Origin of the sequence: Streptomyces lycii (assembly GCF_009735685.1) — a bacterium.
Lineage (GTDB): Bacteria > Actinomycetota > Actinomycetes > Streptomycetales > Streptomycetaceae > Streptomyces > Streptomyces lycii.
Genome location: NZ_WHPN01000416.1, coordinates 39,440 through 54,727, shown reverse-complemented (window position 1 = coordinate 54,727; position 15,288 = coordinate 39,440). Strand labels below are relative to the sequence as shown.

Annotated in this window: 14 protein-coding genes and 1 tRNA gene; 9 read left to right on the top strand and 6 right to left on the bottom strand. The window is 73.9% G+C overall.

The features are described from left to right. Window positions 1–44: 44 nt before the first annotated feature. A complete protein-coding gene (locus GCU69_RS29615) occupies window positions 45–3,068 on the top strand; it encodes a phosphoribosyltransferase (RefSeq protein ID WP_156207734.1) in 3,024 nt (1,007 codons plus the stop codon). Here GCU69_RS29615 and GCU69_RS29610 read toward each other — a convergent pair. Further along, entirely contained in the window at window positions 3,055–3,375 is a 321-nt protein-coding gene (locus tag GCU69_RS29610) for a hypothetical protein (RefSeq protein ID WP_156207733.1), read from the bottom strand. The two genes, GCU69_RS29615 and GCU69_RS29610, sit on opposite strands and share 14 nt — an antisense overlap. 178 nt (window positions 3,376–3,553) lie before the next feature. Here GCU69_RS29610 and GCU69_RS29605 point away from each other — a divergent pair, with 178 nt between their 5' ends. Together GCU69_RS29605 and GCU69_RS29600 are read left to right on the top strand one after the other, a co-directional pair. Next, the gene (locus tag GCU69_RS29605) at window positions 3,554–4,369 is read left to right on the top strand and encodes an HAD family hydrolase (RefSeq protein WP_156207732.1); all 816 of its coding nucleotides are present in this window, start codon (window positions 3,554–3,556) and stop codon (window positions 4,367–4,369) included. After that, a complete protein-coding gene (locus GCU69_RS29600; protein WP_156207731.1) occupies window positions 4,366–5,082 on the top strand; it encodes an O-methyltransferase in 717 nt (238 codons plus the stop codon). Before GCU69_RS29605 ends, GCU69_RS29600 begins: the two co-directional genes overlap by 4 nt. A gap of 248 nt (window positions 5,083–5,330) precedes the next feature. Here the strand turns inward: GCU69_RS29600 and GCU69_RS29595 are convergent, their stop codons facing one another. Continuing rightward, window positions 5,331–5,555 (bottom strand): FmdB family zinc ribbon protein, encoded by a 225-nt coding sequence (locus GCU69_RS29595; RefSeq protein ID WP_098755108.1) that lies wholly within the window; start codon window positions 5,553–5,555, stop codon window positions 5,331–5,333. Between the two features lie 480 nt (window positions 5,556–6,035). Here GCU69_RS29595 and GCU69_RS29590 point away from each other — a divergent pair, with 480 nt between their 5' ends. Both GCU69_RS29590 and GCU69_RS29585 read left to right on the top strand, forming a co-directional pair. Continuing rightward, the gene (locus GCU69_RS29590; protein ID WP_098755109.1) at window positions 6,036–6,374 is read left to right on the top strand and encodes a trypco2 family protein; all 339 of its coding nucleotides are present in this window, start codon (window positions 6,036–6,038) and stop codon (window positions 6,372–6,374) included. Further along, on the top strand, window positions 6,371–8,797 hold the full coding sequence (locus GCU69_RS29585) for a trypsin-like peptidase domain-containing protein (RefSeq protein ID WP_156207730.1): 2,427 nt from the start codon (window positions 6,371–6,373) through the stop codon (window positions 8,795–8,797). Before GCU69_RS29590 ends, GCU69_RS29585 begins: the two co-directional genes overlap by 4 nt. Window positions 8,798–8,967: 170 nt before the next feature. Here the strand turns inward: GCU69_RS29585 and GCU69_RS29580 are convergent, their stop codons facing one another. Together GCU69_RS29580 and GCU69_RS29575 are read right to left on the bottom strand one after the other, a co-directional pair. Beyond that, on the bottom strand, window positions 8,968–10,287 hold the full coding sequence (locus GCU69_RS29580) for a hypothetical protein (protein WP_235978785.1): 1,320 nt from the start codon (window positions 10,285–10,287) through the stop codon (window positions 8,968–8,970). A gap of 326 nt (window positions 10,288–10,613) precedes the next feature. Further along, window positions 10,614–11,417: a DUF4097 family beta strand repeat-containing protein gene (locus GCU69_RS29575; protein ID WP_235978784.1), complete on the bottom strand. Its 804-nt coding sequence runs from the start codon at window positions 11,415–11,417 to the stop codon at window positions 10,614–10,616. Between the two features lie 708 nt (window positions 11,418–12,125). Here GCU69_RS29575 and GCU69_RS29570 point away from each other — a divergent pair. Together GCU69_RS29570 and GCU69_RS29565 are read left to right on the top strand one after the other, a co-directional pair. Next, window positions 12,126–12,200 (top strand) — tRNA-Val (locus GCU69_RS29570). A gap of 134 nt (window positions 12,201–12,334) precedes the next feature. Continuing rightward, window positions 12,335–12,565: a hypothetical protein gene (locus tag GCU69_RS29565; RefSeq protein WP_156207728.1), complete on the top strand. Its 231-nt coding sequence runs from the start codon at window positions 12,335–12,337 to the stop codon at window positions 12,563–12,565. Here GCU69_RS29565 and GCU69_RS29560 read toward each other — a convergent pair. Both GCU69_RS29560 and GCU69_RS29555 read right to left on the bottom strand, forming a co-directional pair. Beyond that, window positions 12,553–13,113, bottom strand: a complete 561-nt coding sequence (locus GCU69_RS29560; protein ID WP_156207727.1) for an HD domain-containing protein — start codon at window positions 13,111–13,113, stop codon at window positions 12,553–12,555. The genes GCU69_RS29565 and GCU69_RS29560 overlap by 13 nt on opposite strands. A 111-nt stretch (window positions 13,114–13,224) precedes the next feature. Continuing rightward, window positions 13,225–13,437 carry a hypothetical protein gene (locus tag GCU69_RS29555; RefSeq protein WP_156207726.1) on the bottom strand — a complete coding sequence of 71 codons (213 nt, stop codon included), beginning with the start codon at window positions 13,435–13,437 and terminating at the stop codon, window positions 13,225–13,227. 74 nt (window positions 13,438–13,511) lie between these two features. On the opposite strand from GCU69_RS29555, the gene GCU69_RS29550 reads away from it, so the two are divergent. Together GCU69_RS29550 and GCU69_RS29545 are read left to right on the top strand one after the other, a co-directional pair. Then, entirely contained in the window at window positions 13,512–13,778 is a 267-nt protein-coding gene (locus tag GCU69_RS29550; protein ID WP_156207725.1) for a hypothetical protein, read from the top strand. Window positions 13,779–14,524: 746 nt separating this feature from the next. Beyond that, window positions 14,525–15,199, top strand: a complete 675-nt coding sequence (locus GCU69_RS29545) for a lytic polysaccharide monooxygenase (RefSeq protein WP_176604677.1) — start codon at window positions 14,525–14,527, stop codon at window positions 15,197–15,199. Window positions 15,200–15,288: the final 89 nt, after the last annotated feature.

The following is a 15,288-nucleotide window of genomic DNA, read 5'->3' as shown; positions in this document are numbered from 1 at the left end:
ACGGCGCACGACGGAGCTGGGAAGAGGAACGGGGCATCCAGGGCATGGAACGGCACACATGGTCCGGCGAGTGGGTCGCCGGGCGGCTCGGCGTCGGCCTGACCGAAACGGCCCCCGACCCGGCCGGGCCCGGCCTGCGGGACCTGCTCGGCCTCGCGCTGCGGCGCAATCCCAAGCGTGCTCACCTGCTGGTCTCCAACGTCCTCGGCAAGCACGTGCCGCAGCGCCCGGCCGTGGTCCACGGGGCCGGGGTGGGCCTGGGCCGCCAAGTGCGGGCGCTGCTCGGCGACGGGGACGCCGCGCGTGCCGTCGTCCTGGGCTACGCCGAGACGGCGACCGGGCTCGGGCACAGCGTCGCGGACGGGCTGGAACTCGCTCCGTACCTCCACTCGACCCGGCGGCCGGTGCCCGGCGTCGCCCCGGTCGGCGGCTTCGAGGAGGAGCACAGCCACGCCACCTCGCACCTGCTGCTGCCCGAGGACCCGGAGCTGCTCGCGGGGGACGGGCCGCTGGTGCTCGTGGACGACGAGTTCTCGACCGGCCGGACGGTGCTCAACACGATCAGGGCGCTGCACGAGCGCTTCCCGCGCGAGCGGTACGTCGTCGTCGCCCTGGTCGACATGCGCGGCGCCGAACACCGCGACGCGCTCACGGAGTTCGCCGCGGAGCTGGGCGCCCGGGTCGACCTGGTCGCCCTGGCCTCCGGCACGGTGCGGCTCCCGGAGGACGTGCTGAAGCGCGGCCAGGCACTGGTGGCGGCCCACGAAGCGGCGCCCGCAGCGGCCCCCGAGTCGGCCTGCGGACAGGCGCCCGAAACGACTCCCGAATCGGTCCGCGGACAGGCGCCCGATGCGGCCCGTGGACGGGCGCCCGCAGCGGCCCCCGAGTCGGCCTGCGGACAGGCGCCCGCAACAGCTCCCGAGTCGGCCTGCGGACAGGCGCCCGCAACGGCTCCCGGGCGCGAGCCCGCGGCCGGGGCCGTGCCTCCGGGCCGAGAACCGGGCGGAAGGCCTGGCAAAGAGCTGGGCAAAGAGCCGGGCGGAGAGCATGGCGGAGAGCCGGGCGGCGGCAGGCCCGGGGTTCCGTCCGGGGCGGTTCCGGTCCCGCGCCCGGCTCCCGGCACACCGGACGCGCCCGGTGACCGGCATCCGGCCGTGCGCCGTGTCGACCTCGGCTGGCCGGCCGGGCTGCCCGACGGCGGCCGGCACGGCTTCACCCCGGCCCACCGGGCCACCCTGGAAGCCGCGCTGCCCGGCATGGCCGCCCGGATCGCCGCCGCCCTGGGCACACCGCCCGGCGACGGGCCGCCCGGCGAGGTCCCGCCCGGCACGGCCCCCGCGCACGCGGCCGCGCCCGGCGGGACGGAGCAGCGCCCCCGGCGCGTACTCGTACTGGGCTGCGAGGAGCTGATGTACGCACCGCTGCGGATCGCCGAGGCCCTTCAGGACGCGCTGGGCGACGGCACCGAGGTGCGCTCCTCGACCACCACCCGCTCGCCCGTCCTCGCCGTGGACGACCCCGGCTACGCCGTCCGCACCCGGATCACTTTCCCCGCGCACGACGACCCCGCCGACGGACCCGGCGAGCGGTACGCCTACAACGTCGCCCCCGGCCGCGATCCCGCCCGCCGTTTCGACGCGGTCGTCGCCGTGGTCGACTCCGCCGCCGACACCCCGGCGCTGCACGCCCCGGACGGCCTCGCCGCCGCGCTCGCCGCCCACACCGGCCGCGTGCTGCTCGCGGTCGTGCCCTCGTACGTTCCCGCGCACGCCCGGGCGCACGCCCCCGCGAACGCTTCTCCGTACGCCCCCTCGGACCTCACCGAGGCCCGGTCCGCCGGGCCCGCGGCCCCGCGCCGCGCAACACCCGCCCCGCACCGACAGGTCGTACCCCGCATGCTGCCCGAACCCCTCCGCGGCCCCGCCTTCTCCTCATACGCGCCGGAAGAGGTCGGCTGGCTGCTCCAGGACCTCTCCGGTGTCGCGCTGGAAGCGCCCACCGAGGAGCGCGAGGAGGCCGTCCAACGGGGCGGCGCGCACTACGCCGAGTCGCTGCCCGTCGAGTACCAGCCGGGCGAGCGCTACCAGCGGCTGTTCCACTCGGCGCTCGACGCCTCGGCCGCCCGTATCGCCCATGCCGTCGGCACCGTCACCGGGACCGTGCTCGCCGAGGGCGCGGCGCGCGGCACCGGCCGGCCCGTGCTGGTGTCACTCGCCCGCGCCGGCACCCCCGTGGGCATCCTGATGCGCCGCTGGGCGCACCACGCGCACGGCACCGAACTGCCGCACTACGCCGTCTCCATCGTCCGGGGCCGCGGCATCGACACCACCGCGCTGCGCTGGCTCGCCGCCCACCACGACCCGGCCGACGTCGTGTTCGTCGACGGCTGGACCGGCAAGGGCGCCATCACCCGGGAACTCTCCGCCGCGATCGAGGACTTCTCGCGCGAGACCGGTATCACGGGCTTCGACCCGGAGATCGCCGTACTCGCCGACCCCGGCGGCTGCGTCCGCACCTACGGCACCCGCGAGGACTTCCTCATCCCCTCCGCCTGCCTCAACTCGACCGTCTCCGGGCTCATATCGCGCACCGTGCTGCGCGCGGACCTCGTCGGCCCGGGCGACTTCCACGGCGGCAAGTTCTACCGCGAACTCGCCGGCGCCGACCTCTCAGGACACTTCCTCGACACCGTCACCGCCCGCTTCGCCGAGGTCGCCGAGTCCGCCGCCCTCGCCGCGAAGGAACTCCTCTCCGGAGACCGCGCGCCGACCTGGGAGGGCTGGGCCGCCGTCGAACGGATCAGCGAGGAGTACGGCATCCACGACGTGAACCTCGTCAAACCCGGCGTCGGCGAGACCACCCGCGTCCTGCTGCGCCGCGTCCCCTGGCGGATCCTGGCCCGGCGCGGCGCGGGCGCCGACCTCGACCACGTACGGCTGCTCGCCGAGGAGCGCGGGGTGCCCGTGGAGGAGGCCGACGAACTGCCGTACAGCTGCGTCGGTCTGATCCACCCCCGCTACACGCGCGGCGCGACGGGCGCGGACGGCAAGGCGGTCACCTCCGCATGACCGACACGGGCGGACCGGCGACCGGGACCGGCACGAATACGGGCACGGGCACGGGTACGGGCGGCAGTACGAGCCCGGGCACTCGTCCGAGCGGCAGTACGAGTCCGAGCACGGGCACTCGTACGAGCGGCAGCAGTGCGGGCACGGGCACCAGTGGCAGCACGGGCGCGGGAGCGGGAGCGGGCACGAGCGGCAGCGGCAGCCGGAGCACGGGAGCGAGCGGCAGTACGAGCACGGGAACGTGCACCGGCGCGGGCCCCGGTTCCGACTCCGGTTCCGGCTCCGGCTCCGGCTCCCGCACCGGCATGAGTGCAGCTACGCCCCCGGGCCGTGGACCCGGCCCGGGCCCCGGGTCCGGTCCCGGGTCCGGCGGGAGCCCTGCTTCCGGGTCCGGTCCCGGGTCCGGCGGGAGCCCCGTTTCCGGGTCCGGTCCCGGGTCCGGCGGGAGCCCCGTTTCCGAGGCCGGGTCCGGCTCCGGCCCGGTCATGGTCGCCAGCGATCTCGACCGCACCCTCGTCTACTCCGCCGCCGCCCTCGCCCTGGACATGCCCGACGCGCTCGCGCCGCGCCTGCTGTGCGTCGAGGTGTACCAGCACAAGCCGCTGTCGTATCTGACCGAGCGGGCCGCCGGACTTCTGGCCGACCTCGCCCGCACCGCCGTCTTCGTGCCGACCACCACCCGCACCCGCGAGCAGTACGGCCGTATCCGGCTGCCCGGCCCGCCGCCCCCGTACGCGATCTGCGCCAACGGCGGGCACCTCCTGGTCGACGGCGAGTCCGACCCGGACTGGCAGCGGCGGGTGCGCGACTCGCTCGACGCCGGCTGCGCGCCGCTCGCCGCCGTACGCGAGCACATGCTGCGCGCCGCCGATCCGGGCTGGCTGCTCAAGGAACGGGTGGCCGAGGACCTGTTCGCCTATCTGGTCGTCGAGCGCGACCTGCTGCCCGACACCTGGGTCAAGGACCTCGCGGACTGGGCCGACGGACAGGGCTGGACGGTGTCCCTCCAGGGCCGGAAGATCTACGCCGTGCCGAAGCCGCTCACCAAGAGCGCCGCCGTCGCCGAGGCCGCCCGGCGCGCCGGCGCCTCCCGGGTCCTCACGGCGGGCGATTCGCTCCTGGACGCCGATCTGCTGCTCGCGGGCGACGCCGGCTGGCGCCCGGGCCACGGCGAACTGGCCGACACCGGCTGGTCGGCGCCGCACGTCACGGCGTTGTCGGAGCGGGGCGCGGCGGCCGGCGAGGCGATCGTGGAATCCCTGCTGCGCGAGGCCCGGGCGTGGGTGAGGATGACCGCATGACTGACGCGCAGGACAGCACGGGACGGACCGGGACGGGCGGGCGCGGCGCGCTGGACCCGAACCAGGTCACCCCGCTCACCCCGGAGCTCTACGACTACGTACTGGCCAACAATCCGCCGCTCGACACGGTGCAGCGGGAACTGGTGACCACCACCCGGGAACTGCTTCCCGAGCGTGCCCAGATGCAGGTCTCCGAGGACCAGGGCCCGCTGCTGGCGTTCCTCGTGAAGCTGACGGGGGCCGGGCTGGTGGTCGAGGTCGGCACGTTCACGGGCCTCTCCGCGCTGTGCATGGCGCAGGCCCTGCCCCCGGACGGCAGGCTGATCACTTGCGACGTGTCGGAGGAGTGGACGGCGCACGGCCGCACGGCCTGGCAGAAGGCGGGCGTGGCGGACCGTGTCGACCTGCGCGTCGCCCCGGCCCTGGACACGCTGCGCGCGCTGCCCGCCGAACCGGAGATCGACCTCGTCTTCATCGACGCGGACAAGGAGAGCCAGATCGCCTACTGGGACGAACTGGTGCCCAGGGTCCGGCCCGGCGGGCTGATCGTGGTCGACAACGTCTTCTTCCACGGCGAGGTCACCGGCCCCGAGGCGAGGACGGCATCGGGGAGGGCGACGCGGGCGTTCAACGAGCACGTACGTGACGACGCGCGGGTGGAGTCGGTGATGCTGACGATCGCCGACGGCTTGACCTTGGCCCGCAAGATCTGACGGACCCCGGACCCCGGACCCCGGACCCCGGACCCCGGACCCCGGACCCCGGACCCCGGACCCCGGACCCCGGACCCGGTCCGGGCGGCCGCCGGCCTTGGACCGCGGTCTCCGCCCGGGCCCGGCCCTCGGCGGGCCCGGCTGCGGGGCCGGCGCGCCGGACATCGGTGCCCGGCGGGCCGAAGCCGGGTGCGGGCGGGCAGGATGTCGGTGCCCGGCGGGAAGGACGCGATCCGGGCGGCGGCAGCTCAGCCGCAGCAGCCGCCCCCGCAGCACCCGCCGCCGCCACCGGAGGGCGCGGCGGGAGCGGCGGCGCCCCTGGCGGCCGTACCGCCGACAGCGACGGTCGACAGCAGCTTGACGGTGTCCGCGTGCCCGTCCGGGCAGACGGCGGGATCGGCGGACTCGGCCATGGGCCGGCTCAGCTCGAAGGTGTCACCACAGGACCGGCAGCGATACTCGTAGCGAGGCATGCCGCCAGGGTATAGCGGCGCCGGAGAGCTGTGGTCCAGAGGTTCGGCCACGGCTCTCCCGGGCGTCTGCCCACCCGCCGCACCGGTGACCGTTGGGTGCGCTCACCACCGTGCGGAGTGCTGCCGGGGCGGCATGTACGGGCGGCGCCTGCACCACCGGCGGTGCTGCCGGGACCGCCTGCACCACCGTGCGGAGTGCTGCCGGGGCGGCATGTACGGGCGGCGCCTGCACCACCGATGGTGCTGCCGGGACCGCCTGTACCACCGAGCGGGGTGCTGCCGGGACGGCCTGCACGACCGGCGGTGCTGCCCGGTCCGCCTGCACCACCGAGCGGGGTGCTGCCCGGGCCGCCTGCACGACCGGCCGGGGCCGGTCCGTCCGAAACCGCCATGTGTGCGGACGACGGAGTGCCGGAGCACTACCCTGCCGCTCAGGGCTGCCAACGCTCGGGCTGCCAACACCTGGGGGAAGGGGCAATCTTGAGTTTCAAGGGCGACGAGATCGATCTGGAGACAGCCGTCCGGGCGCTGCGCGATCAGCTGTTGCGGGCCGCCGCCCAAGCGGGGGACCAGCAGATCTTGTTCGAAGTGGGGCCCATCGAGATGGAGTTCCTCGTCGAGTTGCGACGGGACGCGAAACTCCGGGGCGGAGTACGGGCGTTCGTCGCCTCCGCCGAGGGCGAGGCGGCGGCCGGGCGAACGAGAACGCACCGGGTCTGTCTGACGCTCACCGCCAAAGACCCCACCGGCGGCAATCTGCACATCTCGTCGGCCGATGACGCCGACGCCTCCGGTCTGACCGCGGTGCGGCGCCGGTGACCGTCCTCCCCGGCAGCCCGGCCGGCCCGAGGCCGAGCGGCGGCCGGGGGCCCGAACCGGCGCGCATCGTCGCCGTCCGGGCCGGCCGCCGGGGCAGCGGCTATCTGCTGGCACCGAACCTGGTCCTCACCGCACGCCACGTCGTGGGCGACAGCCCCGGCGGCCGCGCTGTCGCGATCAACGGCACCGGCTGGAAGGACTGCCGGCTCGTCTGGGGGAGCGGCACCTCGGACTGTGACGCGGCACTGCTGCTGGCCGGGGCCCCGCTGGTCCCGCCGGGCACCGCGGCCCGTATGGAGCCCGTGACCTGGGCGGAACTGTCCGGTCTGGAGCCGGTCGAAGGCTGCCAGATGATCGGTTTCCCCACCGTTCAGGTGACCGACGACGGGCGGCTCGACACCGACCAGGCCGTGTGCGTACTCAAACCCGGTTCCTCGATGGTCCGCGACCGGTACGCCCTGGACCTCACCACGACCCCGCCTGCCGGGGCGTCCCCCTGGTCGGGCATGTCCGGAGCGGCCGTGTTCGCCGACGGGCTGCTCGTCGGAGTGGTGGTCGGGGACCAGAGCGCCTGGCAGCACGGCCGCCTCGAAGCCGTGCCCGGCGCGAGACTCCTGCACGACCCCGAGTTCGCCGCCACCCTCACCGGCCTGACCGGCAGGACACCCCGCACCGGGACACCGGCCGCCCGGGGGCGCCTGTCGGCTCCCGCCACAGCACCAGCCCGCGCCGCGCTGGAGCTGGCGGGGGTCCGCCATGAGACCCCGCACGAGCTGGCGGCCACCATTCGCGCACACGGGGACAAGGCCCAGCGGCAGTTCTTCCATCGCATGGGCACGCCACAGGTCCCGTCCGAGGGCTGGCTGGAGCTGCGGAACTGGCTCCGCGCGCAGGACCGGGCCGACGGCAGGGCCGAGCTGATCGACCGGAGGCTCACCAACGACAGCCTGCCGCCCTCGATGAAGCTCCTGCATCTCCTGCGCTGGCTGGACCCGGACGGGGAAGCCGTTCACCTCGGCCGACGCGTCACCGTCGAGCGTCTGGTGGCCGCCTGTCTGAGCGGCCCGGGGCGGGGAAGCCGTGACGACCGCCTCGTCGCCGACGCGCTCGAGAACCACGGGCTGCTCGGTGTCCTCGCGGACTTCCGCGAGCTGAACCGGCTGAAGGGTGTCCAGGGCCGATGGGACAAGGCGTGGAGCCGGTGGCGGCAGGCGGCCGGCGATCACGCGCCGGCCGGTGCCCGGCTGCCGGCCCTGCTGACCGTCCTGGACCATCCGGCCGCCGAGGCCGCCCTGCGTGCGCAGGCCGAGAGCCGCACCCCGCCGCCCGGACCCTGGCTCTGGTACGACGATCTCCTGGCGGCGTCGGGCGGCCCGGACACACCGCTGGGACTGTTCACCCGCTGGATGTGTGCCGAAGCGGCGCTCCGTGACCACCGGGCCGCGGAGCAACTCAGCCGGCGGTGGCGACAGCAGGACGCGGAGCGGCAACGCGCCGAACGGCAGAAGGAGACCGACCGGCGCCGCGCCGAGCGGGAGCGGAAGCGGCAGCAGGAACAGCAGGCGGCCGTCGAGCGGCGCCGCCGGGCGGCACACGACGAACTCACCCGCGAGGCGGAGGCGGCCCGCACGGAACGGCTCCGGCTGGAGAGCGCGTGGGCCGCGGCGGAGACGGCGAGAACAGGGCCCGGCACCCGCTCCCGCGCGGTCCGGCGGGCGATCGGCTGGTACGGCATGTGGGGGCTGCTCACCGCTGCCGGGTACTGGCTGTGGCTCGGCCGCGGTGACTCGCCCCGGGCCGTGGGGATGGTGTGCCTGCAGATCGCCACGGTCAGCGCGGTGTGGTCGTATCTCGGCAGCCGCCGGGCCGGGCCGCTCGGCCTGGCGTACCAGCCGCCCTTCCTGCGGCCCCGGGACTGGCTGCCGCCGGGCGGTTTCGAGGACATGGTGAAGGGGGCGGGCCGCCTGGCCGGCCTCGGGTGCGTACTGCTGATGCAGGCGTGGCTGGCCGGCGAGGCCGCCCCTCCGGACGACGGACCGGTCCGCCTGGAGGACGGCGAGTGGCGGGGCGGCCCGGAACGGCCGGAGGAGTTCGACTTCTCGGAGCTTTTCGCGGCGCTGGGCTTCGTGGTGCTCTGTCTGGGCGTCTTCGTCGCCGCGCTGCAATGGGCCCCGCGGCTGCGTGACCGGGACGACGCGTACCGTGCGCGGGAATCCGAATACCGGCGGTTGCTGCGCGAGTACACCGACCGGGAGCACAGGGCCCGGGCCGCCGCGGCGAGCCGGACGGACACGCGCGCGGAGCTGCCGCCGGTCCGCCCGGAGGCGTACGGGCGACTGCTGCGGTACCTGGCCGGCCCCGCCGCGGGGCTGCCCGGCAACCCCGGCAGCCCCGCGGGGCAGGAACAATCCAACGCCGGGTGACCGAGCCGCGGCGGTCGCCCTCGGGGGACTCCTGCACGGCGGACCCGCCCGTGGCAAGCCGGGCGGGGGGGCAGGAACCGCCCGGCGTACGGGACCGAGCCGGAGCGCCACGGCCGTCCCGGGGCCGCCCGGGCGGCCCGGAGCCGAGCCGAACCCGCCCCGGCGTACTCCTACGCCCCCGCGCCCCGCTCCTCGCGGATCTCGCTCACCACCCGCGCGACCGTACGCCGCACCGCTTCCGTCTCCGTCAGGAAGTGCCACCAGTCCGGGTGCCGCCCCTCCAGCCCCGCCTCCGCCCGCTCCAGCCGGGCGACCGCGTCGTCCAGCGGCCGGGCGTGCCGGGGGTCGGGGGTGCTGCGGCCCGCCATCGCCAGCCGCTGCGCGTCCCGGATCGCGAAACGGGTCCGCTCGACCTCCTTGGACCGGTCGAAGGAGACCTCGTCCAGCCGCCGCAGCCGGTCACCGGCCGCGGACACGGCCTCGTCGGTGTCGTTCAGAAGCGCCCGCACCGTGCTCAGCAGGGCCGTCGCGTCCGGCCAGCGCTGCTCGTCACGCGCCGCCTGCGCCTCCTTGAGCTTCTGCTCGGCGCGGGCGACCGTACGGGCCGCCTCGTCCGGCACCGGCTGGAGGTCCTGCCAGCAGGCCGCGCTGTAGCGGCGGCGCAGCTCGCTGAGGATCGGCTCGACCCCCGCCGAACGCGTGGTGATCGCCTGGGCGCGGGTGCGCAGCGACACCAGCCGCCGGTCGATCTCGGCGGCCCGGGCGGGCAGCTGCTCGGCCTCGCTGCGCACCGCCTCGGCCTTGCGCAGCACGTCGTCGGCGCGGTGCAGGGTCTCCGGCACGCCGTGCCGCCCGGCGCCCTCGTTGAGCTTCGTCAGCTCGGGGGAGAGGGCGGCGAGCCGCGCGGCGAGGTCGTCGGCGCGCAGCCCGGAGGCGCGCACGGCGTCGAGGGCCCGGGTGGCGGCGAGCAGCGACTGCCGGGCGCGCTCGACGGCGGGCGCCAGCCGGGCCAGCTGCGTCTCGGCCTTGTCCAGCAGCGGTCCCAGCCCCTGGGCGAACCGGTCGAGATCGGCCTTGACCCGCCGCAGGTCGTCCTTGGCCCGTACGAGGTCGGCGCGGGCGCGGGACGCGGCGGAGGCCTCCAGGTCGTCGCGGTCGAGGTCGTGGGAGTCGACGGCGGTGATGTAGTGGTGGCTGACCTCGTCGATGCGCTGCCCGAGGACGCGGAAGTCCTCGGCGGCCTTGCGGGCGGCGGGCGAACTGTCGACGGCGGTGATCGTCTCCATGGAGATCCGCAGGTCGCGCTGGGCGGAGTCGAGCTCGTAGAAGGCGGCCGCGGCGTCGTCCTTCGCGGCCTGCGCCCCGGCCCGCTGGCTGTCGCCGCGCCCGCCGAACCAGCGGCGCGTACCGCCGCCGGTGAAGGCGGCGGGCAGGGCGGCGAGGAGCACGGGCAGCAGGGCGAGGGGCAGCAGCAGGGCCGGCGGGGGCACCGGCGTCCGCGGCACCGGCACCGGCGCGGGTCCGCGGGAGCTGCTGCCGCGCCGCGGCGGACCGGTTGCCGGACCAGCGGGTGGTGGTATCGCGGGGGGCGGTGCGGCGCCCGGCGGCACGACCAGGCGCGGGGCGACGGGCCGCGGGGCGGCAGGTCGTGCGGCGGCGGCCGGGGGCTCCGGCTCACCGGCCGTGGGGAATCGACGGCGTGCTCGCTGCGCGTACGGCCGCGTATGTCTCGCCGTCACATCCCTCTCCCGTGCTGGTCCGCCCCGACCCGGCTGGGAACATTGTCCCACCTGGGAGGAACGAACACACGGGCCGGTTAGTTCGCGGTTCGCACCGAGATCCCGCCGTTGTCGCTGCGCGCGGTGACGTGATGCTCGCTGCGGTCGTCGCGGGGCACGGTGATGTCGACGTCACCGTTGTCCGCCTCGGCCTCGACCCGGTAGGCGCCGTCGGGCAGGCGGATGCCCACGCGGCCGTTGTCGCTCTTGGCGTCGACGCGGTCGGGGACCTCGGCGAAGGCCAGCTCGACCCGCCCGTTGTCGGAGCTGGCGGCCACGTCGCGGGAGGCGACACCGGTGGCCTCGACCCGGCCGTTGTCGCTCTTCAGGTCGAGCCGGCCGGTCGGGTCACCGACCCGCACGGATCCGTTGCCGGAGGTGATGTCCAGGTCGGCGGTGAAACCGTTGGCGACGACCGCGCCGTTGTCGTTGTCCACGGTCAGCGCGAGATCGCGGGGCACCTTCACCCGGTGCCGCGAGTCACAGTTGTCGATCAGCCCCTGGCAGTCGATGCCGAGCCGGAGCGTGTCCCCCTCGACCTCCCAGACCTTCTTCACGTCCCCGCCGATCGCGGTCCACCCGTCGAACCACCGGGTCACCTCGATCTCGTCCACATCCGCCGGGACGAGATCGAGGGAGGTGTTGTCGGCGTCGATCCTCAGCGTCTTCCCGCTGTACGGAAACGCGCGGTGCTCGGGCTCGTCGTCGTCCGCCGCCGCGGTCCCGCACCCGCTCAGGGCGAAGGCGGTGACGAGCACACCGGAGGCGACGGCCAGAGCACGGGCACGGGCGCGCGCACGGGCGGAACGACCGGCACACCGGACGGGCTGCTGAGGGGCCACGATGATCTCCTGCTGAACTCGGATGACGTACGGGAAGGACTCTGGAACGACCGTACGGAGCGCCGCCGCCCCAGGGGATCCGGCCGCCCACCGGATCGGTGGTGGGGCTAACCCCCGCCACGGGGCGGGGGCGGGACCTTGGGCTTGTTCCGGGGCCTGTTCCTGGGGCCCTGTTCCGGTTCCGGCACCTGTTCCCCTTTCTGGCCCTGTTCCTGTTCCTGTTCCGGGCCCGGCTCCTGTCCCCATTTCTGTCCCGGTTCTGGGTCCTGTCCCGGTCCGGGGCTCTGCGCCGGACCGGGACAGGACCGGGGTGCGGGTTCCGGCTTCTCGTCGCCGATCGGGCCGCGCGGGTCGACCGGTCCGCCCCGGGGTGCGGGTTCCGGCTCGGGGCCGGCACCGTCATGGGGGCGTGGGTCCTCGGCCGGCTCCCTCATGGGGACGTGGGGCCCTCGGCCGCCTCCGCCATGGGGGCGTGGGTCCCCGGCCCGGCTCCGGTCGAGCGTCCGCCGGAACCGGACCGGGCCCGGGCTCCGGCACGGCTCGCGACCCGCTCGGGCACGGGCTCACCGACCCCGCTTCCCCGGCGCACCTCCCGCCCCGAGACATCGACCGTGCACCCGGTACCGCGCCGAGGGGGAACGCCGTCACCCGCCCACGGCCCGATTTATGGCCACACGGTGCGGGCCATGTACGCTGTCAGCTCATCGGGGGCGCATAGCTCAGTGGTAGAGCGCTGCTCTTACAAAGCAGATGTCGATGGTTCGAACCCGTCTGCGCCCACCAGCCACCCGGCACGACAAAGCCCAGGCCGTCCGGCACGTAACCGGCGCCCTGGGCCTTGCTCATTCCTGCGCCGAACCGGGCCGGAAGAGGTGCCGTGTCACGGACGGGCGGAGATCTCGAGGTGACCGAGCTGGTTGGCCTCTAACCCGGCCCACGTCACGGCGTACGCCGAGGGTGAGGTCCGCGAGCAGTTCGTGTTCTGCTTTCACGCCCGCATCATCGGCGGCCGGCTGCGGACGAGCAGCAGGAGCAAGGAAGTCGCCTTCGCGGATTCGGACAAGCTGGGCGAGCCGAACATCCACCCGTCGGTGCGGATGCGGATCGACCAGGGCCTGGCCGAGCGAGCGGCGCCCTACGTCGGCTGACGAGTCATCCGGGCCTGCGTGCGCTCGACAGCGGCCCCGAGGTACGGCCGAGCCTTGCTGATCGCGTTGTGCACTTCGCTGCCCGGGGCGTAGCGGACCAGAATCTCGTCAACGCGTCGGTCGAAGTCGAAGGACTGTCCGGCCGGCCCCGTCGTCATATCGGCGAAGATGAGCGCGTCCAGGACGGCGGAGTCTTCCCGCTCGTAGACGGCCAGCTCTGCCGAGAGCCCACGCTGTTCGGCTTCGTAGACCGCGCCGGAGTGGTGGGCGACCAGGCGCACGAGCCGGGAAGGCGCCCCGAGAGATTCCAGGTGCCGGGCGCCGTCGAGGGGGTGGAACCCGGTCTCGCGCAGCTCGGGGGCGTACCCGATGTCGTGCAGCCAGGCCGCGGCGACGAGGAGATCCCGATCGTCCTCGGACACAGCCGCGGTCGCCTCTTGGGCCCGAGCTGCCACGGCCTGCGTGTGCAGCCAGCGGTTCCCGAGCGGGGGCAACAGAGACTCGGCGAGGTCGGCCGCTCCCTGGGGCGTGTCCAGTGTGGAGGGCATGGATTGCACGGTAGCCGAGAGGCGCCGAGAGCCCACGATCGGGCGACCTCGGCATGTGTCTAGCTTCAGATGAGGCTTGACGGATGTATGTCGGTTGATGCTTTCCGGTTCCTAGCCTGTCGTGCGGTTCTTCGTGCCGTACGCCTTGAAGCGGGTCACCTCCTTGCTGGTGGTGCGGGGCACCGTCCGCAGGCGGTGTCCGTCGTGGTCGAAGACGTGCAGGGTGGTGTCGGTGACCACGGTGCGGGCATACACCATGCCGACCTGGACCTGCTGGCCCCAGACCGGGCAGGCCACCGGCCAGAGTCGCTCCGCCGATCTCACGCGCAACCATCACTGTCGCTGACGGGTCTCCTCTGCAACGTGCTCCTCAAGCGGGCGCGGGGAGAGGGGTACCGATGAGCACTCGGAAGGTTTTGACGGTCACGCTTGAGTTCGACATGGGGGACCGTAAGATCTACGGCCCGCGAGTGAAAGCCGCCTATGAGTCGGCTGTAAGCGCGGCGATCAAGGCAGCCAAGGCGGAACTGCTGGACGGCAGCGTATCTACGGTGAGCAGCCGCATGACCTGGGACTACCGCTGGGCTGAAGCCACGGCACTAGACACCGACGCCAAGTTCGAGGACGACTTCGAGTTCGAGGATGAGGACGCATCGCGACAGTAGGCGGGGCCGTCTCTGGGCCGTGCGGAGGTGCCGGGCGATGACAGACGTCGATGGTTCGAACCCGTCTGCGCCCACCAGCCACCCGGCACGGCAAAGCCCAGGCCGTCCGGCACGTAACCGGCGCCCTGGGCCTTGCTCGTGGGTGCCGCACGGTCAGGCCGGGAGCGGTGCCGTGACACTCGGGCCGCACGGCGCGCTCCACGCACATCCACGCACTCGACGCATCGACAGCTCGCCGGAGACGTCGCGCCGACTCCGGGGATCCTGAGCCGCCTTCTGGATCCTGTTGCCGTGTTGCCGTGTTGCCGTGTTGCCGTGTTGCCGTGTTGCCGTGGGCCGGCGGCGGCACCGCGCGGCCCCGTCGATCGGGCCGCCCGGGAGCCGGCCGGACGCGGCGGCGGGGTCAGTGGCCTCACGCCGCCTCACCGCTGCCGCGCCGACCCCCCGGGCGGGGGGTGGCCGAGCTGCCCGGGTCGGCAGCCGCAGAGGTGGTCGGCACGCGCCGTGGTCGGCACGAGTTTTGGTCGTTTTTCGTCCGTCCCACAGCGGCCTGGCGTCCACGGTCACGTCCACGATCACGGGTGGGGCGCGGCCGGCCGCTCCCGTGGCCTCGACTCAAAACGGACCCTTTAGCACACACTGGCTCCCAAGTCCCAAGGAACTTTGCTTGTTTCGTTGATATTTCACGCAGGCGACGTACAGTGGGAGCGCTCCCACCTGTTTTTCAACCGGAATGGAGACCCCCCATGCGTAAGCCAAGCCCATCGGGCAGGCGTTCCTGGTCGGCTGTCCGTCGGCCTCTCCAAGTGCTCGCCGTGCTGGCGGCCGTGCTGGTCAGCTCGCTGACCTGGTCGGGCACCGCCCAGGCTCACGGCTCCGTCGTCGGCCCGGCCTCCCGCGCCTACCACTGCTGGGAGGAGTGGGGCGACGACCACATGAACCCGGCCATGCAGCAAGAGGACCCCATGTGCTGGCAGGCCTTCCAGGCCAACCCCAACACCATGTGGAACTGGATGAGCATGCTCCAGGACGGGCTCGGCGGCCAGTTCGAGTCGCGGATCCCGAGCGGCAAGCTCTGCAGCAACAACCTGAGCAACTTCGAGAGCCTGAACAAGCCGGGCGCGTGGAAGACGACTGACGTCGGCGACAACTTCTCGGTCCACCTGCACGACCAGGCGTCCCACGGCGCTGACTTCTTCCGCGTCTACGTGAGCAAGCAGGGGTTCGACCCCAAGACCCAGAGCCTCGGGTGGGACGACCTCGACTTCATCACGGAGACCGGCAGCTTCGCCCCGGCGACCGACATCACGTTCCCGGTCCAGACGTCCGGCTACTCCGGACACCACATCGTCTTCACGATCTGGCAGGCCTCGCACCTCGACCAGGCCTACCTGATGTGCAGCGACGTGAACTTCGGCTGAGCCGGTAGCAGCGCACCCGGCATCGCCATCCAGCTCGGTGCCGGTGAGCCCGGCACCGAGCCGGACGAGTTCCGCATCGGCCACTCGCC